Source organism: Pseudomonas sp. RC3H12, assembly GCF_018596375.1.
Taxonomy (GTDB): domain Bacteria; phylum Pseudomonadota; class Gammaproteobacteria; order Pseudomonadales; family Pseudomonadaceae; genus Aquipseudomonas.
Genome location: NZ_CP075595.1, coordinates 947,294 through 971,566, shown reverse-complemented (window position 1 = coordinate 971,566; position 24,273 = coordinate 947,294). Strand labels below are relative to the sequence as shown.

Here is a 24,273-nt window from a genome sequence, read left to right as displayed (position 1 = left end):
ACACGATTCACACCACGAACCCAACGCGACTAAGTGTCGCAGTGCGCCCCGCATGCGCCATCACAGGCGTATCATGGGCCGCAGAGCGCTAGCAGAACGCGCGAGACTGCGGCCGGCACGCACTGGCCGCGGCATTTCTCCACTGCCGTGGGACTTGATGATGAGCAAGCAAATTCCGGTACATGACGTCACCCCGCCTGCCAGCAAAGGGAAGGATTCCGTCGACCTCTACGCCTCGCGCGAAAAAATCTATACCCGCGCCTTCACCGGCATTTTCCGCAGGCTGCGGATGGTTGGTGGCGCGGTATTGTTCCTGCTGTATTTCGGCACCGTCTGGTTGAACTGGGGCGGCCACCAGGCCGTGTGGTGGAACCTGCCCGAGCGCAAGTTCTACATCTTCGGCGCCACCATCTGGCCCCAGGACTTCATCCTGCTCTCGGGCATCCTCATCGTCGCCGCCTTCGGCCTGTTCTTCATCACCGTGTACGCCGGCCGGGTCTGGTGCGGCTACACCTGCCCGCAAAGCGTGTGGACCTGGGTGTTCATGTGGTGCGAGAAAGTCACCGAAGGTGACCGCAACCAGCGCATGAAGCTGGACAAGGCGCCCATGAGCGCCAACAAGCTCCTGCGCAAGCTGGCCAAGCACAGCCTGTGGCTGTTGATCGGCTTCGTCACCGGCATGACCTTCGTCGGCTACTTCGCGCCGATCCGCGAACTGGCGATCGAGTTCTTTACCGGCCAGGCCGATGGCTGGGCCTACTTCTGGGTCGGCTTCTTCACCCTGGCCACCTACGGCAACGCCGGCTGGCTGCGCGAGCAGGTGTGCATCTACATGTGCCCCTACGCGCGCTTCCAGAGCGTGATGTTCGACAAGGACACCCTGATCGTTTCCTACGACCCGCGCCGCGGCGAAACCCGCGGCCCGCGCAAGAAGGACATCGACTACAAGGCCAAGGGTTTGGGCGACTGCATCGACTGCACCATGTGCGTGCAGGTCTGCCCCACCGGCATCGACATTCGTGACGGCCTGCAGATCGAGTGCATCGGCTGCGCCGCCTGCATCGACGCCTGCGACAGCATCATGGACAAGATGAACTACCCCAAGGGGCTGATCAGCTACACCACCGAGCACAACCTGTCCGGGCAGAAGACCCACATGCTGCGCCCGCGCCTGATCGGCTATGCCCTGGTGCTGCTGGTGATGATCGGCGCCCTGGTCACCGCCTTCGCCACCCGTTCGCTGGTGGGCTTCGACGTGGCCAAGGACCGCGTGCTGTACCGCGAGAACGCACAAGGGCGGATCGAGAACGTCTATAGCCTCAAGGTGATGAACAAGGACCAGCGCGACCACGTCTACGTGCTCGACGCCGCCGGCCTGCCCGACCTCAAGCTCGAAGGCCAGCGCGAGATCCGCGTGGCCGCCGGCGATATCGTCAACCTGCCGGTGCAGTTGTCGGTCGCACCGGAGCAGCTGCCCTCGACCACCAACGAAATCACCTTCATCCTCAAGGACGCTGACGACAGCGCCAGCCAGGTTGAAGCCAAGAGCCGCTTCATCGGCCCACAGATCCGCTGAAAGAGAACCTAGACAATGCCTGCCGCCACCGCCGCCAGCCCCTGGTACAAGCACCTCTGGCCCTGGATCATCATCGGTATCCTGGCCACCTCGGTGTGCCTGAGCCTGACCATGGTCAGCATCGCCGTGCGCAACCCGGACAACCTGGTCAACGACAACTACTACGAGGCCGGCAAGGGCATCAACCGCTCACTGGACCGCGAGCTGCTGGCCCAAACCCTCAACCTCAAGGCCAGCGTGCACCTGGACGAGCTGACCGGCGAAGTCGAAGTGCGCCTGACCGGCAATAGTGCCCCGCAGACGCTGGAGTTGAACCTGATCTCGCCGACCCAGCCGGCCAAGGACCGCAAGGTGCAGCTGGCACGCACCGAGCCAGGCCGCTATGTCGGCCAGCTGGACGACAAGGTCGACGGCCGGCGCTTCGTCGAGCTGCTCGGCAGCCAGGACGACCATGTGTGGCGGTTGTTCGAGGAGGAGAAGGTCGAGCATGGGGTGACCTTGCAACTGGGCGATGAAGCCATTCAAGGGGCCGAGCACCAGTAACAGCGACACACCACACCTCGTGGGGGCGGGCCTGAAAACCAGCATTCCAGGCCCATCGCGGGGCAAGCCCGCTGCCACGAACCCGCTGCAGCAAGAAGAGATGTCGATGAGCCAACCCCCCCCCTGCTACCACTGCGCCCTGCCCGTCCCCGCCGGCAGCCGCTTCACCGCCGTGGTGCTTGGCGAGCCCCGGGCATTCTGCTGCCCCGGCTGCCAGGCGGTGGCCGAGTCCATCGTCGCCGGGGGCCTGGAGCACTACTACCAGCACCGCAGCGACACCAGCGCCAACCCCGAGGCCCTGCCCCGTCAACTCCAGGACGAGCTGGCCCTGTACGACCGCAGCGACGTGCAGCAGACCTTCGTGCGCCACACAGGCGAACTGGCCGAGGCCACCTTGCTGGTCGAGGGCATCAGCTGCGCCGCCTGTGGTTGGCTGATCGAGAAGCACCTGCGCAACCTGCCCGGCGTCGTCGACGCCCGCCTGAACCTGTCCAACCATCGCCTGCTGGTCAACTGGGACGACCAGCAACTGCCACTGTCGCAGCTGCTGGCCGGGCTACGCCACATCGGCTACGCCGCCCATCCCTACCAGCCCGACCAGGCCGCCGAACAGCTGGCCCGGGAGAACCGCAGCGCCCTGCGCCGCCTGGGCGTGGCCGGGCTGCTGTGGTTCCAGGCGATGATGGCGACCATGGCCACCTGGCCGGAATTCAACATCGACCTGTCGCCCGAGCTGCACACCATCCTGCGCTGGGTCGCGCTGTTCCTCACCACGCCCATCGTGTTCTACAGCTGCGCACCGTTCTTCAAGGGTGCGGCCCGCGACCTGCGTACCCGCCACCTGACCATGGACCTGTCGGTGTCGCTGGCCATTGCCCTGGCCTACTGCGCCGGGATCTGGACCGCGATTACCGGCCACGGCGAACTGTATTTCGACACCGTGGGCATGTTCGCCCTGTTCCTGCTCACCGGCCGCTACCTGGAGCGCCGCGCCCGCGAACGTACCGCGGCGGCCACCGCGCAGCTGGTCAACCTGCTGCCGGCCTCGTGCCTGCGACTGGACGCCAACGGCCAGGCCGAGCGCATCCTGCTCGGCGAACTGCAGTGCGGCGACCACGTGCAGGTATTGCCCGGCGCGGTGATCCCGGCCGACGGGCTGATCGTCGACGGCCGCTCCAGCGTCGACGAATCGCTGCTGACCGGCGAATACCTGCCTCTGTCGCGCCACGTCGGCGACCGGGTGACCGGCGGTACCCTCAACGTCGAAAGCACGCTCACGGTCGAGGTCCGGGCCCTGGGCCAGGACTCGCGCCTGTCGGCCATCGTCCGCCTGCTGGAGCGCGCCCAGTCGGAAAAACCGCGCCTGGCGGAAATCGCCGACCGCGCCTCACAATGGTTCCTGCTTTTCACGTTGGTTGCCGCCGCCGTGATCGGTGTCCTCTGGTGGCAGCTCGATGCGCCCCGGGCGTTCTGGATCGTCCTGGCCATGTTGGTCGCCACCTGCCCTTGTGCCCTGTCGCTGGCCACCCCCACCGCCCTCACCGCCGCCACCGGCAGCCTGCACAAGCTCGGCCTGCTGGTGACCCGCGGGCATGTGCTCGAGGGCCTCAACCAGATCGACACGGTGATCTTCGACAAGACCGGCACCCTCACCGAAGGCCGCCTGGCCCTGCGCAGCATCCGCCCGCTGGGCCAACTGGACGCTGACCAGTGCCTGGCGCTGGCGGCGGCGCTGGAAAATCGCTCCGAACACCCCATCGCCCGCGCCTTCGGTCGCGCCGCGCAGGCGGCCGAAACCGTCACCGCCGTGCCGGGGCTGGGCCTGGAGGGCATGCTGGCAAGCCAGCGCCTGCGCATCGGCCAGGCCACCTTCGTCTGCGCACTCAGTGGCGCCGAGGTACCCAACGTACCGGAACCACAGGGGCAATGGCTGCTGCTCGGGGACCAGCAAGGGCCACTGGCCTGGTTCGGCCTGGATGACCGCCTGCGCGACGACGCCCAGGACCTGGTGACGGCCTGCAAGGCACGCGGCTGGAACACGCTGCTGCTGTCCGGCGACAGTTCGCCGATGGTTGCGCAGGTGGCCGCGCAACTGGGCATCGACCAGGCCGTCGGCGGCCTGCGTCCGGACGACAAGCTCGCCCGCCTGAAAACGCTGCAAGGTGAAGGGCGCAAGGTGCTGATGCTCGGCGACGGCGTCAACGATGTGCCGGTACTGGCCGCCGCCGACATCAGCATCGCCATGGGCAGCGCCACGGACCTGGCCAAGACCTGCGCCGACGCGGTGCTGCTGTCCAACCGCCTGCAGGCGCTGGTGCAGGCCTTCGAACTGGCCCGCCGGACCCGCCGCAACATTATCGAGAACCTGCTTTGGGCGACGCTGTACAATGGCCTCATGCTGCCGTTCGCCGCGCTCGGCTGGATCACCCCGGTGTGGGCGGCGATCGGCATGTCGGTCAGCTCGCTGATCGTGGTGCTCAACGCCCTGCGCCTGACCCGGCTGCCCAGCGGCGTGACACCGCCCGGGCGCGAGCCCGCGTCGCTCGAAAGGAAACCGCTATGCCCGCCCTCTACGTGATGATCCCCGCCGCCCTGCTGCTGGTCGGTGTCGCCGTGTACATCTTCTTCTGGGCGGTGGACAGCGGCCAGTACGACGACCTGGAAGGCCCGGCCCACAGCATCCTGTTCGATGACCAGGACCCTTGCCATCAGGCGGCCGTGAAGCCTGAGGGCGAAAAGCCCAAAGACCAGGACACGACCCCGCGTGCCTGAACTGATCCCCCTGCTGGGCTCGGCGCTGGTCCTGGGCCTGCTCGGTGGCGGCCATTGCCTGGGTATGTGCGGCGGCCTGATGGGCGCGCTGACCCTGGCCATCCCTCCCGAGCAGCGCAGCCGGCGCCTGCGCCTGCTGCTGGCCTACAACCTCGGGCGCATCCTCAGCTATGCCGCCGCCGGCTTGCTGCTCGGCCTGGCTGGCGTGGCCCTGGCCAGCAGCCCGCTGGCGACCGGTTTGCGAGTCGCGGCCGCGTTGCTGCTGATCGCCATGGGCCTGTACCTGGCCGGCTGGTGGAGCGGCCTGACCCGTATCGAGGCACTCGGGCGCGGACTTTGGCGCCATGTGCAGCCGCTGGCCACGCGCCTGCTGCCGGTATCCAGCCTGCCCCGGGCCTTGCTGCTGGGCGCCTTGTGGGGCTGGTTGCCGTGTGGCCTGGTGTACAGCACCCTGCTGTGGGCGGCGAGCCAGGGCGATGCACTGCACAGCGCGGCGCTGATGCTGGCGTTCGGCCTGGGCACCTGGCCGGTGCTGCTGGCCACGGGGCTGGCGGCCGAGCGGATGGGTAGCCTGCTGCGCCGTCGCGGAGTGCGCATGGCCGGCGGCGTGCTGGTGATTCTCTTTGGCCTGTGGACCCTGCCCGGTCCTCACCAGCACTGGCTCATGGGGCATTGAGGGGCTGCTGCGACCGCCAGATCTCCTGATACAAATCAACACGACTTCTTACAAGCGCCCCTAGACTCCGGACACTGCAGCTTTATCCGGGGACTACCCACATGCTCGACGACCTACGCTGGGACGCCGACCTGATTCGTCGCTACGATCTGGCCGGGCCACGCTACACCTCCTATCCGACCGCTGTGCAGCTGCATGGCGAAGTGGGCTCGTTCGACCTGCTCCACGCCCTGCGCGAGAGCCGCCGCGCCACCCGCCCGCTGTCGCTGTACGTACATGTGCCGTTCTGCGCCAACATCTGCTACTACTGCGCCTGCAACAAGGTCATCACCAAGGACCGCGGCCGCGCCGCGCCCTACCTGCAACGCCTGGAGCAGGAAATCCAGCTGATCGCCTGCCACCTCGACCCCAAGCAAGTCGTCGAGCAGCTGCATTTCGGTGGCGGCACGCCGACCTTCCTCAGCCATGTGGAACTGCGCCAGCTGATGGCCACCCTGCGCCAGCATTTCCACCTGCTGGACGACGACTCCGGCGACTACGGCATCGAGATCGACCCGCGCGAAGCCGACTGGTCGACCATGGGCCTGTTGCGCGAGCTGGGCTTCAACCGTGTCAGCCTCGGCGTGCAGGATCTGGACCCGGCCGTGCAGCGCGCGGTCAACCGCCTGCAGAGCCTGGAGCAGACCCGCACGCTGATCGAAGCAGCGCGCACCCTGCAATTCCGTTCGATCAACCTGGACCTGATCTACGGCCTGCCCAAGCAGACACCAGAAGGTTTCGCCCGCACCGTCGAGGAAGTGATCCGCCTACAGCCCGACCGTCTGTCGGTATTCAACTACGCGCACCTGCCCGAACGCTTCATGCCCCAGCGGCGCATCGACAGCAGCGACCTGCCGGCCCCAGCGGCGAAGCTGGAGATGCTGCACGCCACCATCGACCAACTGACCGCCGCCGGCTACCGCTACATCGGCATGGACCACTTCGCCCTGCCCGACGACGAGCTGGCCATCGCCCAGGAAGAAGGCACCCTGCAACGCAACTTCCAGGGCTACACCACCCACGGCCACTGCGACCTGATCGGCCTTGGCGTGTCGGCGATCAGTCAGATCGGCGACCTCTACTGCCAGAACAGCAGCGACCTCAACACCTACCAGGACTCCCTCTCCACCGCCCAGCTGGCGACCCAGCGCGGCCTGATGTGCAACCAGGACGATCGCTTGCGCCGCGCAGTGATCCAGCAACTGATCTGCCACTTCGAACTGGATTTCGAAGCGATCGAACACGCCTTCACCATCGATTTTCGCGGCTACTTCAAGGAGCAGTGGCCACAACTGCAAGCCATGCAACGCGACGGCCTGCTCAGCCTGGACGCCAAGGGCATCCGCATCCTGCCGGCCGGCCGCCTGCTGGCGCGCTCGGTGTGCATGGTGTTCGACGCCTACCTCGCGCAGCAGAACCGCCAGCGTTTCTCGCGGGTGATCTGAGGCGCTTGAGGCGTTTCACCGCATGGACAGCCCGCCTTTCGAGGCACACTATGGACAGTTGAACGGTGACGGGACACACCTTCCGCACCGCTGCTAGCGTGCACCAAAAATGCGCACACTGGCCTACAGCCCATGCCGCAGGTTATCCTTACGGCTTATGTGTGCTTTCCCACAAGGATCGAAAGAAATGTCCGAGCCAGTAAAACTGCGCCCACACAACCAGGCCCACTGCAAGGATTGCAGCCTGGCCCCCCTGTGCCTGCCCCTGTCCCTGAACCTGGAAGACATGGACGCACTGGATGAAATCGTCAAACGCGGCCGCCCACTGAAGAAAGGCGAGTTCCTGTTCCGCCAGGGTGACAATTTCGGCTCGGTCTACGCGGTACGTTCCGGTGCCCTCAAGACGTTCAGCCTCAGCGACAGCGGTGAAGAGCAGATCACCGGCTTCCACCTGCCCAGCGAGTTGGTCGGCCTGTCCGGCATGGACACCGAGGCCTACCCGGTGTCGGCCCAGGCCCAGGAAACCACCTCGGTGTGCGAGATCCCCTTCGAGCGCCTCGACGAACTCTCGGTACAGCTGCCACAGCTGCGCCGTCAGCTGATGCGGGTGATGAGCCGCGAGATCCGTGACGACCAGCAGATGATGCTGCTGCTGTCGAAAAAGACCGCCGACGAGCGCATCGCCACCTTCCTGGTCAACCTGTCGGCGCGCTTCCGCGCCCGTGGTTACTCGGCCAACCAGTTCCGCCTGAGCATGTCGCGCAACGAGATCGGCAACTACCTGGGCCTGGCGGTGGAAACCGTGTCGCGCGTGTTCACCCGCTTCCAGCAGAACGGCCTGCTCAAGGCCGAGGGCAAGGAAGTGCACATTCTCGACCCGATCCAGTTGTGCGCGCTGGCCGGTGGTGCACTCGAGGTCTGATCGCCGCGCTAAAAGGGTATACTGACGCCGAGTTTTTCCAGGATACCCGCCCCATGCACAGCGACACCTTCGACCTCAAAGCCTTGATCCGCCCGGTAATGGACTTCCCCAAGCCGGGCGTGATCTTCCGCGACATCACCCCGCTGTTCCAGTCGCCGCGCGGGCTGCGCTATGTCGCCGACCAGTTCATCGAGCGCTATGTCGAGGCCGAGTTCAGCCATATAGGCGCCATGGACGCGCGAGGCTTCCTGATTGGCTCGATCATTGCTCACCAGCTGAACAAGCCGCTGATCCTGTTCCGCAAGCAGGGCAAGCTGCCGGCTGACGTGCTGTCCGAGGGCTATCAGACCGAATACGGCGAGGCCTTCCTGGAAGTGCATGCCGACAGTCTCTGCGATGGGGATTCGGTCTTGATCTTCGATGACCTGATTGCCACCGGCGGCACCCTGCTGGCGGCCGCCAACCTGGTGCGCCGCACCGGTGCGCAAGTGTTCGAGGCGGCGGCGATCATCGACCTGCCGGAGCTGGAAGGCTCGCGTCGCCTGCAGGCGGCCGGGGTGCCGACCTTCTGCCTGACCGAGTTTTCCCTGAGCGAATACTGAGTTCGCCTTCAAAACGATCGCGGGGCCAGTCGCATCGGCGCACCGCCGCTCCCACGCAGATCAACATGCGTGGGAGCGGCGGTGCGCCGATGCGACTGGCCCCGCGATGCGTTTACGGGTTTACAACGTGATCGGCCTGCGCCCGGCAAATGCATGGGCCAGCGTCCCGCCATCCACCAATTCCAGCTCGCCCCCCAACGGCACGCCATGGGCGATGCGCGTGGCAGTCAGGCCCTTCTCGGCCAGCAGCTGGGCGATGTAGTGCGCCGTCGCCTCCCCTTCCACCGTGGGGTTGGTGGCCAGGATCACCTCACTGAAGGTGCCCTGCTCCTCGATCCGCGCCATCAACTGCGGAATGCCGATGGCATCCGGCCCCAGCCCGTCCAGCGGCGAGAGGTGCCCCTTGAGCACGAAGTAGCGACCGCGATAGCCGGTCTGCTCCACTGCGTACACATCCACCGGCCCCTCGACCACGCACAGTTGCGTGTCGTCACGGCGTGGGTCGGCGCACTGCGGACATAGTTCCTGCTCGGTCAAGGTCCGGCACTGACGGCAATGACCGACGCCTTCCATGGCCTGGCTCAGGGCCTGGGCCAGGCGCGTACCGCCACTGCGGTCGCGTTCGAGCAGCTGCAGGGCCATGCGTTGGGCGGTTTTCTGACCGACGCCGGGCAGGATGCGCAGGGCGTCGATCAGTTGGCGGATCAGGGGGCTGAAGCTCATGTGTGCAGGCCTGCCAATTCAGGAAACAGAATGAACAAGGGAGCAACGACCGTCGGGCCGTTGCTCCCCATTTGAAGCCAGAAGCCGATCAGAACGGCATTTTGAAACCAGGCGGCAGCTGCATCCCCGCGGTCATGCCGCCCATCTTTTCCTGGCTGCTCTGCTCGATCTTGCGCACGGCGTCGTTCAGCGCGGCGGCAATCAGGTCCTCGAGCACTTCCTTGTCGTCAGCGTCGGTCGACATCAGGCTCTGGTCGATGCTGACACGCTTGACGTCGTGGCGACCGGTCATCACCACACTGACCAGGCCGCCACCGGACTGGCCGGTGACTTCCGCATTGGCCAGCTCTTCCTGCATCTTCTGCATTTTTTCCTGCATCTGCTGGGCCTGCTTCATCAGGCCGGCCATGCCACCTTTCATCATGGGGGTATACCTCGATTGGGTCATGTGATGCGGCCCGGCACAGGGCCGGCCGCATGGTTATCCGTTCATTGGCCCTGGCTGGCCAGGGCGTCTACAGGCTCAATAGTATCCTGCCTGACCGTCGCGCCGAACTGCCGGATCATCTGCTGGATGAGCGGATCCTGTTCGATCGACACCACGGCGTCATGCTGGCGCTCGGCGCGCTTGCGCGAGGCGGCCTGGGCCGGGGTTTCCTGCTCGGGGCGGATCAGCTCGATCTTCAGGCGGATCTCGCGGCCCAGTTGCTGGTTCAGTGCGTCGTTCAGCCTGCGCTGCTGCGTCGAGTTGAACAGCGCGCCCTGCCCCGGGTCCAGGTGCAACAGCCAGTCATCACCCTCGGCGGCGATCAGCGTACAGTTTGCGGCGATGTTGCCTGTCATACCGGAGACAGGCAACTGTGGGAATAATTCCAGCCATTGCAGGGCCAAGCCGGTCGCGGGCATGGCCGCCGGCAGTGGCTCCGGCGCCCGGGCAGGCGCCTCCTCCTGCACGTGCTCGGCCAGCTCGTCCAGGTAGCTGAAGCCAACCGGGTCGCTGTCGGGCGCGTAGTAGTCCTCGTCCGCCGGCGGCTCGTCGTCGCGCTCCATGCCCGCCGGGCTGCAGGCCGACGGATCGAACGGTGGCTCGTCATCGTCCGGCTGCTGGCTGGCGGCCTCGACCGCGAGTGCCGGCTCGGGCAACTGCTCGGGCGCAACCGGCGCCGGAGTGGCGATTGGCTCCTCCCACGGCAGGTCGATGACCTCCTCGGCGGGCTGCGGCTCGGGCTCGGGCCCGGACTCTGGCTCCGCTGGCGCTTGCGGCGCCTCGACAACCTCGGCTACGGCCGGCACCTCGACGACTGGCCGCTCGGCCTGTATGGATGGCTCAGCCACGGGCAGCGGCGCGGCCACTTCAGCGACAGGGCTGGCGGCAACGGACGGCGCCACGGCCACAGCCGCTGCCGCCACCGGTTGGGTCGGATCAGCTGTGGCCTGGCTGATCCCCGTCGGCTTTAGTACCGGCCTCGGTGCGTCGTCGGTATCGGCCGGGCGGAACGCCAGCATGCGCAGCAGAACCATCTCGAAACCGCCGCGTGGGTCCGGCGCCAATGGCAGGTCACGGCGGCCGATCAACCCCATCTGGTAGTAGAACTGCACGTCTTCGGCCGGCAGGGCCTGGGCCAACGCCAGCACGCGGTCACGGTCGCCCTGGCCGTTGTCCACCGCTTCCGGCAGGGCCTGGGCGATGGCCACGCGGTGCAGCACATTGAGCATTTCCGACAACACGCCGTTCCAGTCCGGGCCTTGCTCGGCCAGGTCACGCACCGCGGCCAGCAGCGCCCGGGCATCGCCTTCGAGCAGGGCCTGGAGCACGCCATACACCTGGCCGTGGTCGAGCGTGCCGAGCATCGCCCGCACGTCGGCGGCCAGCACCCGGCCCTCGCCAAAGGCGATGGCCTGGTCGGTCAGGCTCATGGCATCGCGCATGGAGCCGTCGGCGGCGCGGCCGAGCAACCACAGGGCATCCTCCTCGAACGGCACGTTCTCGGCGCCCAGCACGTGGGTCAGGTGCTCGACCACGCGCTCCGGGCTCATGTTCTTCAGCGAGAACTGCAGGCAGCGCGACAGGATGGTCGCCGGCAGTTTCTGCGGGTCGGTGGTGGCGAGGATGAACTTGACGTAGGGCGGCGGCTCTTCCAGCGTCTTCAACAGGGCGTTGAACGAGTGGGTGGAGAGCATGTGCACTTCGTCGATCAGGTAGACCTTGAAGCGCCCGCGGCTCGGCGCGTACTGCACGTTGTCGAGCAGCTCGCGGGTGTCCTCGACCTTGGTGCGGCTGGCGGCGTCGATCTCGATCAGGTCGACGAAACGGCCCTCGTCGATCTCCCGGCATACCGAGCAGTTACCGCACGGCGTCGAGGTGATGCCGGTCTCGCAGTTCAGGCACTTGGCGATGATCCGCGCAATGGTGGTCTTGCCCACGCCCCGGGTCCCGGTGAACAGGTAGGCATGGTGCAGGCGCTGGTTGTCCAGGGCGTTGATCAAAGCCTTGAGCACATGGGTCTGGCCGACCATTTCGCGGAACGAGCGCGGACGCCATTTACGTGCAAGAACCTGATAACTCATCAAAAAACCATCGTGACCGGAGCGGGCGGAAAGAGCGCTAATGCTAGCGGAGCGGGGCCGAAATTGCACCCTGCCGATCTCGTCTAAGCTCAGTGACGGGCACACGGACGACGGATCAGGGAGGATGAGGCGTGCGGCGAGTCCTGGCCATCCTGTTGCTGTGGGTATTGTTGTGGGCCACCCACGGCCTGGCGCAACCGCCGGTGTTGCGCTTCTCCATCGCCGAAAGCTGGAGCATGCCGCTGATGCGCATCGAGGACCAGCAGCCGGCGGAAGGCATCCTCCTGGAACTGATGCAGGCCATCGCCCGGGAGGCCGATGCCCGCCCCCAGTACCATGTGCTGGCGCGCCTGCGCCTGCAGGAGGCGATGCAGGCCGGCGAAATCGACGTACGCTGCTACGTTTCCACGCAATGGCTGACCGATCGGCCCGGCGACTATCTCTGGAGCATCCCGCTCATCGAGCAGCGCGACCTGCTGGTCGGCCGCCCCGGCGACAGCGGCCCCGTCAGCCCGGACGCACTGCCACCCCAGGCCATCGGCACCGTACTCGGCTACACCTACCCCACGCTCGAACCGCTGTTCAACCAGGCCCGCCTGCAGCGCGAAGATAGCCGCAATCAGTTGCTGGTCCTGCAAAAACTCCAGGTCGGGCGCTTGCGCCATGCCGTGAGCAACCAGCTGTCGCTGCAGTGGTACAACCGCTCCCTGCCCCTTGCTCAACGCCTGCAGCCCCTGGCCGTGCTTGAAGAACAGGCGCTGGGCTGCATGGTGCGCAACGACCCCGCACTGCCGACCCAGGCGGTGCTCAGGGCGCTGGTGCGGATCAAGCAGTCCGGGGAGATGCAGCGGATCATCGAGCGTTATAGCGAGCCCCATCCGTTCGCAGGTGACGACAGCCCTCAAGTACCCGCAGCCGCGACACCCAGTGCCGCCAGGTAGAGGCCCAAACCGAACACGCAGTGCGTCGCCAGGCTGCGCAGGCAGCTCTTCAAGGGCGCGGGTGTGTTCGTCGCGAAATACCCTGCCCCCAATGCAGGCTGCACCACGCACAATGGCACGAGCACCGAGACCACCCCGAACAGCAAGGCTGGCCACAGTGTCGGCCCCCGCAACCAGCCCTCCCCTGCAATAGCCGCCAGCAGCGCCGCGAATACCAACCCTGTGGCGTAGTGGAGCAGCCAGCCCCACGCCAGCTCCCCCCTGACCGGCGCAGCCTTGCCGATCGCCGCATGCCGCCAGCGCCCTTCGAGCAGGTGCCCCGCCCAGCGCCCGACCATGGCGTAGTTCAGGGTGGTGACGCCCAGATGCCTGAGCAACAGGGTCCACAGATCCATGACCAGGGTGGCGCCGATGCCGATGAACAGGATGGAAAGCACAAGCGAGGAGATGGTCATGACGTGAGCCCTTGGCAGATTGACGGAAAGGTCGATGCCAAGCAGCATGCAAGTTGAAGTCAACTTCAAGTCAAGAGGGGTTGCAATGGACATTGCCGATGTCGCCAGGCGCACCGGAGTGCCGGCGTCGACATTGCGTTACTACGCGAACAAGGGGTTGCTCAGATCACTGGCCAGCCATGGGCAGCGCCGCCAGTTCCCGCCAGATACCCCCGAGCGCCTGGCGCTGATAGCGCTGGGACAGGCGGCTGGCTTTTCGCTGGACGAAGTAGCCGCCATGCTTGACGAGCAACGGGTCGACCGCGAGTTGCTGCAGGCCAAGGCCGACGAGATCGACCGCCGGATCAAACGGCTGCAGGCGATGAGCAAGGGGTTGCGGCATGCGGCGCAGTGCCCCGAGGAGAACCATCTGCAATGCCCGACCTTCCAGCGGCTAATGCAGGTATCGGCCAGCCAGGGCAGGCGTGGAGGCCTCAGTAGCCGTGCAACTCGCGGAACGGCTGGCCCTTGTGGTAGTTGATCCACTCCTCCACGTCATACGGCAGGTACAGCTGCCGACGCGCCCGCGACAGGGCGATATACACGGCGCAGATCCGCGCATCGAAGGCGTAGGCGTCCTTGAAGCGGTCGGTGGTCATCAGTTCCGGTGTCAGCAGCACCTGATCGAACTCCAGGCCACCGGCCTCCTCGGCCATCAACAGCGTCAGGCTGTCGGGCCGTGCAGCGATGCGTGCGTCCAGCAGCGTCAAGTCTGCAAGCTTGAAACCCGCCTCAAGGCGCGCCTCGACCCAGAGGAACGCGGCATCGAAACGCTCGGACTCACGCACCTGCTGCCAGTCGAGCAGGTGCGCGAAGTACGGATGCGGCCCTTCGGCATCCTGCCCCGGCGCATAGAACGCGGCCCTGAACAGGCCGATCGCCGTGGCCATGAAGCGGCGCATCTGCGGCCAATCGGGGAAATTCAACAAGCAGTTGGACTCGGCCAACTCCATGGCCCAGCGCATCGTGTCCCAGCGCGAGGCGGTCAGCACCACGCAGCCCTCGGGCGGGACGAACCCTTCGGGGAAGTGCTCGATGCCGACATCGACATGGCGCGCAGCCTCGAAGGCAACCTTGGACTTCTTCGAATGCACGCCGATCAACGGGTTGATCAGGCGCTCCACCTTGGGCCCGCTACGCACGGCAAAGGCCATGTCCTTCTGGCGCACCTGACGCTCGCGCCTGACCACCTCGCCGGAGGCCTTCTGATATTCATCGCCCAGGGTGATCAGCACCTGGCGGCCTCGCTCGATGACTTGCAGCAGTGAGGCCGGCACGTCCTGGCTCTCGTCGATGATCACGTGGCTGAAGCGCCCTGGCACGCTGCAGCCAGTCAGGCTCGCTCGCTTGAGCAGCAGCAACGCCTCGAACCCGGTCTGCGCGCCCCAGGCCGGTTGCGCCTCCAGGTAGCGCCATAGCCGGCTGGCGTACTCGAGCAGGACCTGGGTATCGACGCCGGAGAGTGCTTGGCGAAAATACGGCAGATGACGATTCGACAGGCTGTAATCCCGAGAATCGCAGTAGTTGCGCAGCACTTCCAGGCAGATATCCAGGGCATGCTCGGCGTCGTACTGGCGCAAGCCGACGATCCCCAGTTCCTCGGCCAGCCTGCGCTTGCCGGGACCGCGCTGCGCCGTCCGGGCGGAAACTGACCGGGTATCCTTGAGCAGGGCCCGGGCGAACTGGCCGAAGGTCATGCCGACCTTGGCCTGCTCATCCAGCCCCATGCGTCGACGCAAGGTGCCGAGCTTGGCCGGCGTGCGCGCCAGGGCCAGCACCCGGCCACGGGGCAGGCAATCCATCAGCGCGCCAAGCAGGTAGCTCTTGCCGATCCCGGCATAGCCCTGCACGTGGATGTCTTCGTCGAGGTTGGCCTGGATAACCTTGAGCAGCTTGTCCTGCTCGACGGTCAGCCAGCGCTCGCTGTCGAAGCCAGTGGTCACCCGCTGGCTGAACGGGTTGTCACTGTGATGCAGGCGAATGCGGTAGTCGAAATCCCACTTGCCATCGGCCAGCAGGTATTCCCGCGCCTGGACCTGCTCCGCGTCGAGCAGGCGCAGCTTCGAAGCCTTGATTACCTCAAGGCCGAAATAGAGCTTGCGCGCATCGAACAGCCTACGGGCCTCGGACAACAACCCCACGCCAGGCGAGTGCGCGCCATCGACCGCCCACGCCAACAGCTTACCCAGCACCTTTTCCGCCGCCCGCGCATCGACCTGACCCTGTGCCTGCGCCAGGTTCTGGATCACCAGCACTGCCGCCAACTCCGGCTCGCCCAGGGTGTCGAGCGCCAGCGCGCCGTCAGCCAGCAAGGCCTGGCACACCTCTGCGGTGACCGGCAGGTACACCGGATGGGAAAAGTCGAAGTGCTCGGGCTGCATGTCGGTACGGGTCCGGGGATCACTCAAGGTTTGTCGGAGTCAGCGGCCTGCCCCACCACCAGGTCGAAGCGGTAGGCACCCAACGACCCGGCCATGTCGCCGGGATGGCTGACACCCGCCTGCGGTGCGTCGAGCACGCCATCGAGCTCATGCAGGGCCAGCTCCAGCAGCTTGCGCAAGTCACGCACCGAGCGCGCCGACACCTGCAGCTCCAAGGCCACCGCGTCGGCCTTCACCGCCACTGGCGCAGCCGCTTCCTCGAGGATGCGCTCATGCTCTTCTTCCATCTGGTCGAGCACCTGGGACAACTCCAGCACGCGCTCGGGACTGGCGGCCATCTGGTCCTTTATTTCCAGGCGGCGCAGCTGCCACTCGCGAATCTTCTGGCGGGTGAGGTCGTCGACATGTTCCACGGTCGCTATCTCCTGGCCGAATGGGCCAACACGATGGGATGCATGATAAGGCGCTGCGCGGGATCGTGCAGGCGGAAAACAGTGCGAGGGTGTAAAGAAACGCGTCTGATGTGCGACGCCTGACAGGTACGCCGGAAAAACCCTGCGCCCAAAATGGAGGCGGCCCCACCAGCCACACCCCGGCACTCGATGTTCCCGCTATGGCTGCTCCCTTCCGGGCCTGACCAGGTTAACGGGTAATCAATGCGGGGGGACCGATGGGGCCACCACGACGGCTCGCCAGCTGACGAGCCGCGCCATTGTACAACGCCAGGGCGAAGTTACAACCTTTGATCGTGAAAAAACCATCATTTCTCAAGGACTTGTGGCAAATCTATCGCGAGGCGAACCCGCTCCCACGTGCGATCACCCGTGGGAGCGGGCTTGCCCCGCGACAAGGCCACCGGCCTCAGACGTCGATTCCGCGCTCCGCAAGGAAGCCCACGAACGCCTCCTCGTCCATCACCGACACGCCCAGCTCGCTGGCCTTGGCCAGCTTGGAACCCGCGCCGGGCCCGGCCACCACGCAATGGGTCTTGCCGGACACGGAGCCCGCCACCTTGGCCCCCAGGCTTTCCAGCTTCTCCTTGGCGATATCGCGGCTCATGCGCTCCAGGGTACCGGTCAGCACCCAGGTCTGGCCGGCCAGCGGCAAACCCTCGGCGGATTTCTTCTCGCACGACCAGTGCATGCCGAACTCCAGCAACTGGGCTTCGATGGCGCGGGCCAACTGCTGGTTGGCCTCGACCTTGAAGAACTCGCGCACCCCGTCGGCGGCCTTGGTATTCAGGGCCTGGCGCAAGTCGATGCCATCGGCGGCGATGATCTTGTCCAGGGTGCCCAGCTTGTCTACCAGCTTCTCGGCGCCGGTCGGGCCGACCGACGGGATATCGAGCTTGGCGAGCATCCCGGCGAGAGTGGTGCTGGCGGCGAACTCGGCGCCCAGTTCACCTTCATCCTGCAGTTGCATACCGCTGTCCAGCAACTGCTTGATCACCGCACGGTTGTGTTCGTCCTCGAAGAAATTATGGATTTCGTAGGCGACTTCCAGGCCGATGTCCGGCAGGTAGGTCAGCACCTGCGGCAGCGCCACCTGCACCCGCGCCAGGCTGCCCAGGGAGCGGGCCAGGACCTTGGCGGTCTCCTCGCCGACATCGGGGATGCCCAGGGCGTAGATGAAACGCGCCAGGCTCGGGCGCTTGCTGGCCTCGATGGCTTCGAGCAGCTTGCGGCTGGAGACCTCGGCAAAGCCTTCAAGGGCTACCACTTGTTCGAATTCCAGCTTGTAGAGGTCGGCCGGCGAGCGGATCAGGTTTTCATCGACCAGTTGCTCGACGCTCTTTTCGCCCAGGCCATCGATGTCCATGGCCCGGCGCGACACATAATGGATGATCGCCTGCTTGAGCTGGGCGGCGCAGCTCAGGCGCCCCACACAGCGGTACACCGCGCCTTCGCTGGTGGTTTCCTTGCCCTTGCTGCGCTTGACCAGCTGAGTGCGCTCGACCTGCGAGCCGCACACCGGGCATTGGCTCGGCACCTGCACCGCACGCGCGCCTTCGGGGCGACGCTCGAGCACCACCTGCATGACCTGCGGGATCACGTCGCCGGCACGGCGGATGATCACCGTGTCGCCGATACGCAGGCCCAACCGGGCGATCTCGTCCATGTTGTGCAGGGTGGCGTTGGACACCGTCACGCCGGCCACCTTCACCGGCTTGAGGCGGGCGACCGGAGTCACCGCGCCGGTACGCCCGACCTGGAACTCGACATCGAGCACCTCGGTGAGCTCTTCCATGGCCGGGAACTTGTGGGCGATCGCCCAGCGCGGCTCACGGGCACGGAAACCCAGCTCACGCTGGGAGGCCAGGGCATTGACCTTGAACACCACCCCATCGATCTCGTAGGGCAGGCTGTTGCGGCGCGCACCGATGTCCCGGTAATAGGCCAGGCACTCGTCGATACCGGCGGCGTGCCTGAGCTCGCGGCTGATCGGCAGCCCCCAGGTCTTGAGTTTCTCCAGGATACCGATATGGCTGTCGCCAAACGGCTCGGACACCTGGCCGACGCCATAGCAGCAGAACTCCAGCGGGCGGCTGGCGGTGATCTTCGAGTCCAGCTGGCGCAGGCTGCCGGCGGCGGCGTTGCGCGGGTTGGCGAAGGTCTTGCCGCCGGCCTCGGCCTGGGCCGCATTGAGCCGGTCGAATCCGGCCTTGCTCATGTACACCTCGCCGCGCACCTCCAGCACCGCCGGCCAGCCCTCGCCCTGCAGCTTGAGCGGGATGTTGCGCACGGTACGCACGTTGGCGCTGATGTCCTCACCGGTAGTGCCGTCGCCGCGGGTGGCGCCCTGCACCAGCTGGCCGTCGCGGTACAGCAGGCTCACCGCCAGGCCGTCGAGCTTGGGCTCGCAGCTGTAGTCCACGGCCGCCTGATCGCCGCCCGGCAAATCCAGGCCTTCGACCACGCGGCGGCCGAAGTCGCGCAGGTCGTCTTCCTCGAAGGCGTTGCCCAGGCTGAGCATCGGTATCTCGTGACGTACCTGGCTGAAGGCCGCCAGTGCCGCACCACCGACGCGCTGGGTCGGCGAATCCGGCGTCACCAGGTGCGGGTGCTCGGCCTCCAGCGCCTTCAGCTCATTGAACAGGCGGTCGTATTCGGCATCGGGCACGCTGGGTTCGTCGAGCACGTAGTAGCGGTAGTTGTGCTGGTCGAGTTCGGCGCGCAGTTCGTGGATTCGGGATTCGGCGTTCATTTCTGGTCTTCTCTTGCAAAGCAAAAGAGCAGCCCCTGGCTGCTCTTTCGTTTCAATCATCGCGGCGCGGACCGAGGCAAGGTCCGCCCGCTCGGGTGTATCAGCGTTTCTGCGTCAGGGCGCGGCGCTCGAACTCGACGATGCGCTGGCGGTAGTGCTCGATGGTCTGGGCGGTCAGCACGCTGCGCTGGTCATCCTTGAGCTCGCCATTGAGCTCGTGGGCCAACTTGCGGGCGGCGGCGACCATCACGTCGAAGGCCTGCTTGGGGTGACGCGGGCCTGGCAGGCCGAGGAAGAAGCTCACCGCACGGGTGCTGAAATGGTCGATGTCGTCCAGATCGAACACGCCGGGCTTGACCGCATTGGCCATGGAGAACAGCACTTCGCCGTGGCCGGCCATGCTCTCGTGGCGATGGAAGATGTCCATCTCGCCGAAGCGCAGGCCGCTTTCCAGGATGTTCTGCAACAGCGCCGGGCCCTTGAAACCGCCTTCGTCGCGGGAGATGACGCTGATCACCAGCACTTCTTCGGCCGGCGGCAGCTCTTTGGCCGGCGTGGACGCGGCAGTAAAACCGCTGTTGCGGGTGTTGTCGGCGGCGAAGTCGTCGTCGCCAGTATCGAACAGGTCCGGTTCACGCGGCTCGGCGGCCAGCTTCAGGTCGCCCTGTTGCTGCTCGCTGTTGTTGCGCTTGCCGCGCTTGGCCTTGGCCGGTTTGGCTTCACGCTCGCGTTCGCGCTCCCGCACCGGGGCGCTGACCGATGGCAGGTCGCTCTCATCCAGCTCGGGCTCTTTATGGGTTTCCAGCACACGCGAAGGGCCGAGCACCTCGGCGCCGCCGCTGTCGTCGTCCGGGGCGTTGGCGTAGCTACGGTCCAGACGGAACTTCAACTTGCCCTTGCCGCCGCGCATGCGGCGCCAGCCGTCGAAAAGAATACCGGCGATGACAATGATGCCGATGACGATCAGCCACTCGCGCAGACCGATTTCCATGTAATCCCGTGCCTCTATAAAAAATATGCTTGAAAACAAAGGCTTCAAAGGCCTTTAACACGTGGCGCCAACTCTATGTTCTGACAGGCGTTTTACCCACGCAAAAAACAAGTGACATTAAGCTAGCACGACCAAAGGCAACTTTACACCGTCTGTCGCGTCTGCTGAGGCTTTTGCCTACATGTTCACACCCTTTCTTTACCCCTTATGCGTCAACCATGGCCATCGCTTCTTCCACATCAACTGCAACAAGACGTGAACAACCCGGCTCGTGCATGGTCACCCCCATCAGCTGGTCGGCCATTTCCATGGCGATCTTGTTGTGGGTGATGTAGATGAACTGCACGGTTTCGCTCATTTCCTTGACCAGGCGCGCATAGCGCCCGACGTTGGCATCGTCCAAAGGCGCGTCGACCTCGTCGAGCATGCAGAACGGCGCCGGGTTCAGCTTGAAGATGGCGAACACCAGGGCCAGGGCCGTCAGTGCCTTCTCGCCACCGGACAGCAGATGGATGGTGCTGTTCTTCTTGCCCGGCGGGCGCGCCATGATCGTCACCCCTGTATCGAGTAGATCTTCGCCCGTCAGTTCCAGATAAGCGCTGCCGCCACCGAAAACTTTTGGGAAAAGTGCCTGTAATCCGGCATTTATCTGATCAAAGGTATCCTTGAAGCGGTTGCGGGTTTCCTTGTCGATCTTGCGGATGACGTTTTCCAGGGTCTCCAGTGCTTCGACCAGGTCGGCGTCCTGGGCATCCAGGTAGCGCTTGCGCTCGGACTGCTGCTCGTACTCCTCGATGGCCGCCAGGTTGATCGCGCCCAAGCGCTGGATACGCGCCTCGACCTGCTCCAGCGCCTGCTCGGTGCCCTGCTCGCTGGCCTCGGCCTCGAGCGTGGCGAGCACGCCCTGAAGATCGTAGCCGTCGGCGAGCAGTTGTTCCTGCAAGGTCTTGCGCCGCACATCCAGCCCCTGGGACTCCAGGCGCTGCTGCTCCAGCTGGCCGCGCAGCAGTTGCGACTGCTGCTCGGCCTGGGTACGGCGCCGCTCGGCATCGCGCAGCTCGCGATCGGCCTCATCCATGTGCAGGCGCGCCTGACGCATTTCCTCGTCGACGCTCATGCGGCGCTCGAGCAGCTCCTCAAGCTTCAGGCGCAGTTCTTCCAGCGGCGCCTCGCCCTCCTCGAGATTCAGGTTCAGTTGCTCCTGACGCTCGTTCAGGCGCGCGGCCTGCTGCTCCAGGCGCTCGAGCGCCTGGCGGGTGGAATCGTGCTGGGCGCGCAACGAGCCCAGGCGCACGGCCAGTTGATGGGCATGGTCCTTGTGCTGGCGGGCCTCCTGGCGGACCCGGTCGAGACCTTCGCGCAGGGTGTCGCGGCGCGCCATCAGTTGCTCGCGCTGTTCGGTGTCCGCGGCCATCAGGTCGAGGGACTCCTGCAACAGCAGGCGCGCCTCGCCCAACTGCTCATGCTCCAGGGCACGCTGCTCCTGGAGCTCGGCCAACTCTTCGTGCAAGCGTCGGCGGCGCAGTTCAAGCTGTTCGGCCCGGGCCCGGCCAGCAGACAGGCGCGCCTTGAGCTCACCGTGCTGGCGGCTCTCGTCCTGGCTGCGACGGCGCAATTGCTCGCGCTGCTCCTCCAGGTCGAGCTGTTGTTCACGCAGACGCTGCAGTTGCTCGTCGAGCTGTTCGAGCGACGCTTCCTGCTCCAGTTGTTCCTGGGCCAGGCGTTCGATTTCCTGGCCCCTGGCCAGCACGCCGCCCTGGGCTTCACCACCGCGGCTGACCCGCAGGAAATGCCGCCCCACCCAGTATCCGTCGCGGCTGACCAGGCTTTGGCCAGCGACCAGTGACGCCCGCTGCGCCAACGCCTGCTCCAGCGTTTCAACCGGCCTCACCTGCCCCAGCCAGGCCGACAGGTCGGCCCGCCCCTCGACCTTGTCGAGCAGGCTGCCGGCAACGCGCGAGCCCTCTCCCCCGGCCAGCAGCAGGCGCAAATCGCCCTGTTCCAGCGCGGCGAAGTCCAGGCCGGCGAAGTCATCCAGCAACACTGCCTGCAGGTCGGCGCCAAGCACCGTTTCCACCGCCAGCTCCCAGCCGGGCTCAACCCGCAGCCCCTCGGCCAGGCGCGGGCGCTGCTCCAGGCCCTGGGCGCGCAGCCAGTCGGCGGCCCCCACACCGGGCTCCAGCGCCGCCTGCTGCAAAGCCTCCAGCGAGGCCAGACGCCCGCCCAGGCGCTGCAGATCACCTTGCTGTTGCTGTTGTGCCTGGCTGGTCTGCTGCAGGTGATCGCGCAACCCTTCCAGGCGCTCGACCACCTGCTGCTCTTGCAGGTGCAGCTCTTCGAGCAGCAACTCGCTGCTGGCCACTTGCTCGCCTAGATCGGACGTCTCGGTGTCCTGGGTATCACCACCGAGCTGCTCACCCTCCTCGCCCAGCTTGCGCTGGCGCTCGGCCAGGCGCTCCAGGCTGGATTCGAGCTGCGCCAGGCGTGCCTGCTGCACCTCGGCCTGACGGCGCGGCTCGGCGGAGCGGGTGTTGAAGCCGTCCCACTGCTCCTGCCAGCCGTGCATGCCGAGCTCAGCTTCCTCCAGGGTCGCGGCGGCTTCCTCGGCCGCGGCCAAGGTCAGCTCCTGCTCCGGTTCGAGCATCGCCAATTCTTCGCCGAGGGTCGCCAGCAAGGTGCGGTCATGCCCCAGGTGCGATTCGGTTTCCAGGCGGCTGCGCTCGGCCTCCTTCAGGTCGTCCTGCAACTGGCGCAGACGCTGCTGGCCGTGCTGGATGCTCTGTTCGACGCGGGCGATATCGCCAGCCACCGAATAGAAGCGGCCCTGCACCTGGTTGAAGCGTTCGGACAACTCATGGTGACCGTCGCGCAGTCGCTCGATGCTGGCGTCGGCGTTGCGCTGTTCGGCCACCAGTGCCTCGAAGGCGACCTCCTGGTCGCCGATCACCGTCTCGCGCTGGCGCACCCGCTCATCCAGGTCGCGCCAGCGCAGAGCCGACAGGCGTGCCTTGAGCTGACGTTCCTCGGCCTTGTACTCACGGTATTTCTCGGCAGCCTGGGCCTGGCGGTGCAGGCGCTCGATCTGGCGTTCCAGCTCTTCGCGCAGGTCGGTCAGGCGCGCGAGGTTTTCCTGGGTACGGCGGATGCGGCTCTCGGTCTCGCGGCGACGCTCCTTGTACTTGGAGATGCCCGCCGCTTCCTCGATGAAGTTGCGCAACTCCTCGGGCTTGGCCTCGATCAGCTTGCTGATCATGCCCTGCTCGATGATCGAATAGCTGCGCGGCCCCAGACCGGTGCCGAGGAAGATATCGGTGATGTCACGACGCCGGCACTTGGTGCCGTTCAGGTAATAGGTGTTCTGCCCGTCGCGGGTGACCTTGCGGCGGATCGAGATCTCGGCGTAGGCGGCGTACTCGCCCACCAGGCTGTTGTCGCTGTTGTCGAACACGAGCTCGATGCTGGCCTGGCTGACCGGCTTGCGGCTGGTGGAGCCGTTGAAGATGACATCGGTCATCGACTCGCCACGCAGGTTCTTCGCCGAACTCTCGCCCATCACCCAGCGCACCGCGTCGATGATGTTGGATTTACCGCAGCCGTTGGGGCCGACCACGGCAGCCATGTTGCTGGGGAAGTTGACCGTGGTCGGGTCGACGAACGACTTGAACCCGGCCAGGCGGATGCACTTCAGGCGCACCGGTCAGACCCGCGCCAGCGCCGCCAGCACCAGTTCGCAACTGCGCTGGCAATAGGCGGTGAGCACCTCGCGGATGCGCGGCAGGTCGCGGGCGACCACAGCTTCGAGCAGGCAGGCAAACAGCTCCAGGTAATCGGCCATGTTGGCCTGGCGCTGGTCCAGGGCCAGGTAGTAGGCGCGGCTCATGGCCGGCTGCAGGTTCTCGACGGTTTCCTGCAGGTACGGGTTGTTGGCGAACGGATACGCGGCGCGCATCACCGCGAAGCTGTCGCCGACGAAGGCCTTGATATCCTTGCCGGCATGGGCCTGCTTGAGGCGCTGCTGGATGTCCAGGAACGGGCGCAGGTCGCCCTCGGTGCGCCAATGCTGGGCAACGGCATTGCCCAGCAGGATGTAGAACTCGCCCATCAGGGCGCACAGGCTGCGCACGCTGTTCTCGTCGAGTTCGGTCACATGCGCGCCACGGCGCGGCAGGATGGCCACCAGGTGCCGGCGCTCGAGGATGAGCAGCGCCTCGCGTACCGAACCGCGGCTGACGTTAAGGGCCTGGGTGACCTTCTGCTCCTGGATGCGCTCGCCGGGTGCGAGTTCGCCGCGGATGATCCGCTCGGCCAGGTAGTGGGCAATTTGCTCGGAGAGGCTGTCCGGCGCCTTGAACGTCATGGTTTTCCTTCGCAATCTGGGTAGCTGTGCACAAGGGCG

General features: G+C 65.8%; 20 protein-coding genes and 1 other RNA gene. 10 read left to right on the top strand and 11 right to left on the bottom strand.

Annotation, left to right across the window (positions count from 1 at the left end; translation table 11 throughout):
• Positions 1–160: 160 nt before the first annotated feature.
• The 8 genes from ccoG to KHO27_RS04490 all read left to right on the top strand — a co-directional run bounded on the left by ccoG (position 161) and on the right by KHO27_RS04490 (position 8,575).
• Positions 161–1,576, top strand: coding sequence for a cytochrome c oxidase accessory protein CcoG (gene ccoG / locus KHO27_RS04525; RefSeq protein WP_102684960.1), 1,416 nt, complete (start codon positions 161–163; stop codon positions 1,574–1,576).
• Between the two features lie 15 nt (positions 1,577–1,591).
• Complete coding sequence (locus KHO27_RS04520; RefSeq protein ID WP_110699089.1) at positions 1,592–2,119, top strand: FixH family protein; 528 nt, start codon at positions 1,592–1,594, stop codon at positions 2,117–2,119.
• Between the two features lie 106 nt (positions 2,120–2,225).
• Entirely contained in the window at positions 2,226–4,697 is a 2,472-nt protein-coding gene (locus tag KHO27_RS04515; protein ID WP_250888407.1) for a heavy metal translocating P-type ATPase, read from the top strand.
• Entirely contained in the window at positions 4,679–4,891 is a 213-nt protein-coding gene (ccoS, locus tag KHO27_RS04510; RefSeq protein WP_046856470.1) for a cbb3-type cytochrome oxidase assembly protein CcoS, read from the top strand. Before KHO27_RS04515 ends, ccoS begins: the two co-directional genes overlap by 19 nt.
• Entirely contained in the window at positions 4,884–5,567 is a 684-nt protein-coding gene (locus KHO27_RS04505) for a sulfite exporter TauE/SafE family protein (protein ID WP_110699091.1), read from the top strand. The genes ccoS and KHO27_RS04505 overlap by 8 nt, the downstream gene beginning before the upstream one ends.
• 101 nt (positions 5,568–5,668) lie before the next feature.
• Entirely contained in the window at positions 5,669–7,051 is a 1,383-nt protein-coding gene (hemN, locus tag KHO27_RS04500) for an oxygen-independent coproporphyrinogen III oxidase (protein WP_110699092.1), read from the top strand.
• A gap of 187 nt (positions 7,052–7,238) precedes the next feature.
• Positions 7,239–7,973: a Crp/Fnr family transcriptional regulator FnrA gene (gene fnrA, locus KHO27_RS04495; RefSeq protein WP_023630845.1), complete on the top strand. Its 735-nt coding sequence runs from the start codon at positions 7,239–7,241 to the stop codon at positions 7,971–7,973.
• Positions 7,974–8,026: 53 nt separating this feature from the next.
• Positions 8,027–8,575 carry an adenine phosphoribosyltransferase gene (locus KHO27_RS04490; protein WP_102684668.1) on the top strand — a complete coding sequence of 183 codons (549 nt, stop codon included), beginning with the start codon at positions 8,027–8,029 and terminating at the stop codon, positions 8,573–8,575.
• Between the two features lie 120 nt (positions 8,576–8,695).
• Here the strand turns inward: KHO27_RS04490 and recR are convergent, their stop codons facing one another.
• The 3 genes from recR to dnaX form a co-directional block, all read right to left on the bottom strand.
• Positions 8,696–9,298, bottom strand: coding sequence for a recombination mediator RecR (recR, locus tag KHO27_RS04485; RefSeq protein ID WP_023632784.1), 603 nt, complete (start codon positions 9,296–9,298; stop codon positions 8,696–8,698).
• An 88-nt stretch (positions 9,299–9,386) separates the two neighbouring features.
• Positions 9,387–9,722, bottom strand: coding sequence for a YbaB/EbfC family nucleoid-associated protein (locus tag KHO27_RS04480; RefSeq protein WP_023632783.1), 336 nt, complete (start codon positions 9,720–9,722; stop codon positions 9,387–9,389).
• A gap of 65 nt (positions 9,723–9,787) precedes the next feature.
• Entirely contained in the window at positions 9,788–11,866 is a 2,079-nt protein-coding gene (dnaX, locus tag KHO27_RS04475; RefSeq protein WP_214501277.1) for a DNA polymerase III subunit gamma/tau, read from the bottom strand.
• 131 nt (positions 11,867–11,997) lie between these two features.
• Between dnaX and KHO27_RS04470 the strand changes: the two genes are divergently transcribed.
• Positions 11,998–12,807, top strand: a complete 810-nt coding sequence (locus tag KHO27_RS04470; protein WP_214501276.1) for a substrate-binding periplasmic protein — start codon at positions 11,998–12,000, stop codon at positions 12,805–12,807.
• Here the strand turns inward: KHO27_RS04470 and KHO27_RS04465 are convergent.
• The gene (locus KHO27_RS04465; protein WP_102684674.1) at positions 12,768–13,262 is read right to left on the bottom strand and encodes a DUF2938 domain-containing protein; all 495 of its coding nucleotides are present in this window, start codon (positions 13,260–13,262) and stop codon (positions 12,768–12,770) included. The two genes, KHO27_RS04470 and KHO27_RS04465, sit on opposite strands and share 40 nt — an antisense overlap.
• Before the next feature lie 85 nt (positions 13,263–13,347).
• Between KHO27_RS04465 and KHO27_RS04460 the strand changes: the two genes are divergently transcribed.
• The gene (locus tag KHO27_RS04460) at positions 13,348–13,782 is read left to right on the top strand and encodes a helix-turn-helix domain-containing protein (RefSeq protein ID WP_110699098.1); all 435 of its coding nucleotides are present in this window, start codon (positions 13,348–13,350) and stop codon (positions 13,780–13,782) included.
• On the opposite strand, the gene KHO27_RS04455 is transcribed toward KHO27_RS04460, so the two are convergent.
• The 7 genes from KHO27_RS04455 to KHO27_RS04425 form a co-directional block, all read right to left on the bottom strand.
• Complete coding sequence (locus KHO27_RS04455) at positions 13,736–15,682, bottom strand: hypothetical protein (protein ID WP_214501963.1); 1,947 nt, start codon at positions 15,680–15,682, stop codon at positions 13,736–13,738. The two genes, KHO27_RS04460 and KHO27_RS04455, sit on opposite strands and share 47 nt — an antisense overlap.
• Positions 15,683–15,705: 23 nt before the next feature.
• The gene (locus KHO27_RS04450) at positions 15,706–16,095 is read right to left on the bottom strand and encodes a hypothetical protein (protein ID WP_110699102.1); all 390 of its coding nucleotides are present in this window, start codon (positions 16,093–16,095) and stop codon (positions 15,706–15,708) included.
• A 163-nt stretch (positions 16,096–16,258) separates the two neighbouring features.
• Positions 16,259–16,355, bottom strand: an RNA gene (ffs, locus tag KHO27_RS04445) — signal recognition particle sRNA small type.
• Positions 16,356–16,543: 188 nt separating this feature from the next.
• Entirely contained in the window at positions 16,544–18,886 is a 2,343-nt protein-coding gene (gene ligA / locus KHO27_RS04440) for an NAD-dependent DNA ligase LigA (protein ID WP_214501275.1), read from the bottom strand.
• Positions 18,887–18,986: 100 nt separating this feature from the next.
• Positions 18,987–19,877 (bottom strand): cell division protein ZipA, encoded by an 891-nt coding sequence (gene zipA, locus KHO27_RS04435; RefSeq protein ID WP_046856479.1) that lies wholly within the window; start codon positions 19,875–19,877, stop codon positions 18,987–18,989.
• A gap of 205 nt (positions 19,878–20,082) precedes the next feature.
• The gene (smc, locus tag KHO27_RS04430) at positions 20,083–23,571 is read right to left on the bottom strand and encodes a chromosome segregation protein SMC (RefSeq protein ID WP_214501274.1); all 3,489 of its coding nucleotides are present in this window, start codon (positions 23,569–23,571) and stop codon (positions 20,083–20,085) included.
• A gap of 3 nt (positions 23,572–23,574) precedes the next feature.
• On the bottom strand, positions 23,575–24,234 hold the full coding sequence (locus KHO27_RS04425) for a GntR family transcriptional regulator (RefSeq protein ID WP_110699108.1): 660 nt from the start codon (positions 24,232–24,234) through the stop codon (positions 23,575–23,577).
• Between the last annotated feature and the right edge of the window lie 39 nt (positions 24,235–24,273).

Coding starts and splice junctions, on each gene's coding strand:
- ccoG (WP_102684960.1), top strand. CDS start 161: ATGAGCAAGCAAATTCCGGTACATGACGTCACCCCGCCTGCCAGCAAA.
- KHO27_RS04520 (WP_110699089.1), top strand. CDS start 1,592: ATGCCTGCCGCCACCGCCGCCAGCCCCTGGTACAAGCACCTCTGGCCC.
- KHO27_RS04515 (WP_250888407.1), top strand. CDS start 2,226: ATGAGCCAACCCCCCCCCTGCTACCACTGCGCCCTGCCCGTCCCCGCC.
- ccoS (WP_046856470.1), top strand. CDS start 4,679: ATGCCCGCCCTCTACGTGATGATCCCCGCCGCCCTGCTGCTGGTCGGT.
- hemN (WP_110699092.1), top strand. CDS start 5,669: ATGCTCGACGACCTACGCTGGGACGCCGACCTGATTCGTCGCTACGAT.
- fnrA (WP_023630845.1), top strand. CDS start 7,239: ATGTCCGAGCCAGTAAAACTGCGCCCACACAACCAGGCCCACTGCAAG.
- KHO27_RS04490 (WP_102684668.1), top strand. CDS start 8,027: ATGCACAGCGACACCTTCGACCTCAAAGCCTTGATCCGCCCGGTAATG.
- recR (WP_023632784.1), bottom strand. CDS start 9,298: ATGAGCTTCAGCCCCCTGATCCGCCAACTGATCGACGCCCTGCGCATC.
- KHO27_RS04480 (WP_023632783.1), bottom strand. CDS start 9,722: ATGATGAAAGGTGGCATGGCCGGCCTGATGAAGCAGGCCCAGCAGATG.
- dnaX (WP_214501277.1), bottom strand. CDS start 11,866: ATGAGTTATCAGGTTCTTGCACGTAAATGGCGTCCGCGCTCGTTCCGC.
- KHO27_RS04465 (WP_102684674.1), bottom strand. CDS start 13,262: ATGACCATCTCCTCGCTTGTGCTTTCCATCCTGTTCATCGGCATCGGC.
- KHO27_RS04460 (WP_110699098.1), top strand. CDS start 13,348: ATGGACATTGCCGATGTCGCCAGGCGCACCGGAGTGCCGGCGTCGACA.
- KHO27_RS04455 (WP_214501963.1), bottom strand. CDS start 15,682: ATGCAGCCCGAGCACTTCGACTTTTCCCATCCGGTGTACCTGCCGGTC.
- ligA (WP_214501275.1), bottom strand. CDS start 18,886: ATGAACGCCGAATCCCGAATCCACGAACTGCGCGCCGAACTCGACCAG.
- zipA (WP_046856479.1), bottom strand. CDS start 19,877: ATGGAAATCGGTCTGCGCGAGTGGCTGATCGTCATCGGCATCATTGTC.
- KHO27_RS04425 (WP_110699108.1), bottom strand. CDS start 24,234: ATGACGTTCAAGGCGCCGGACAGCCTCTCCGAGCAAATTGCCCACTAC.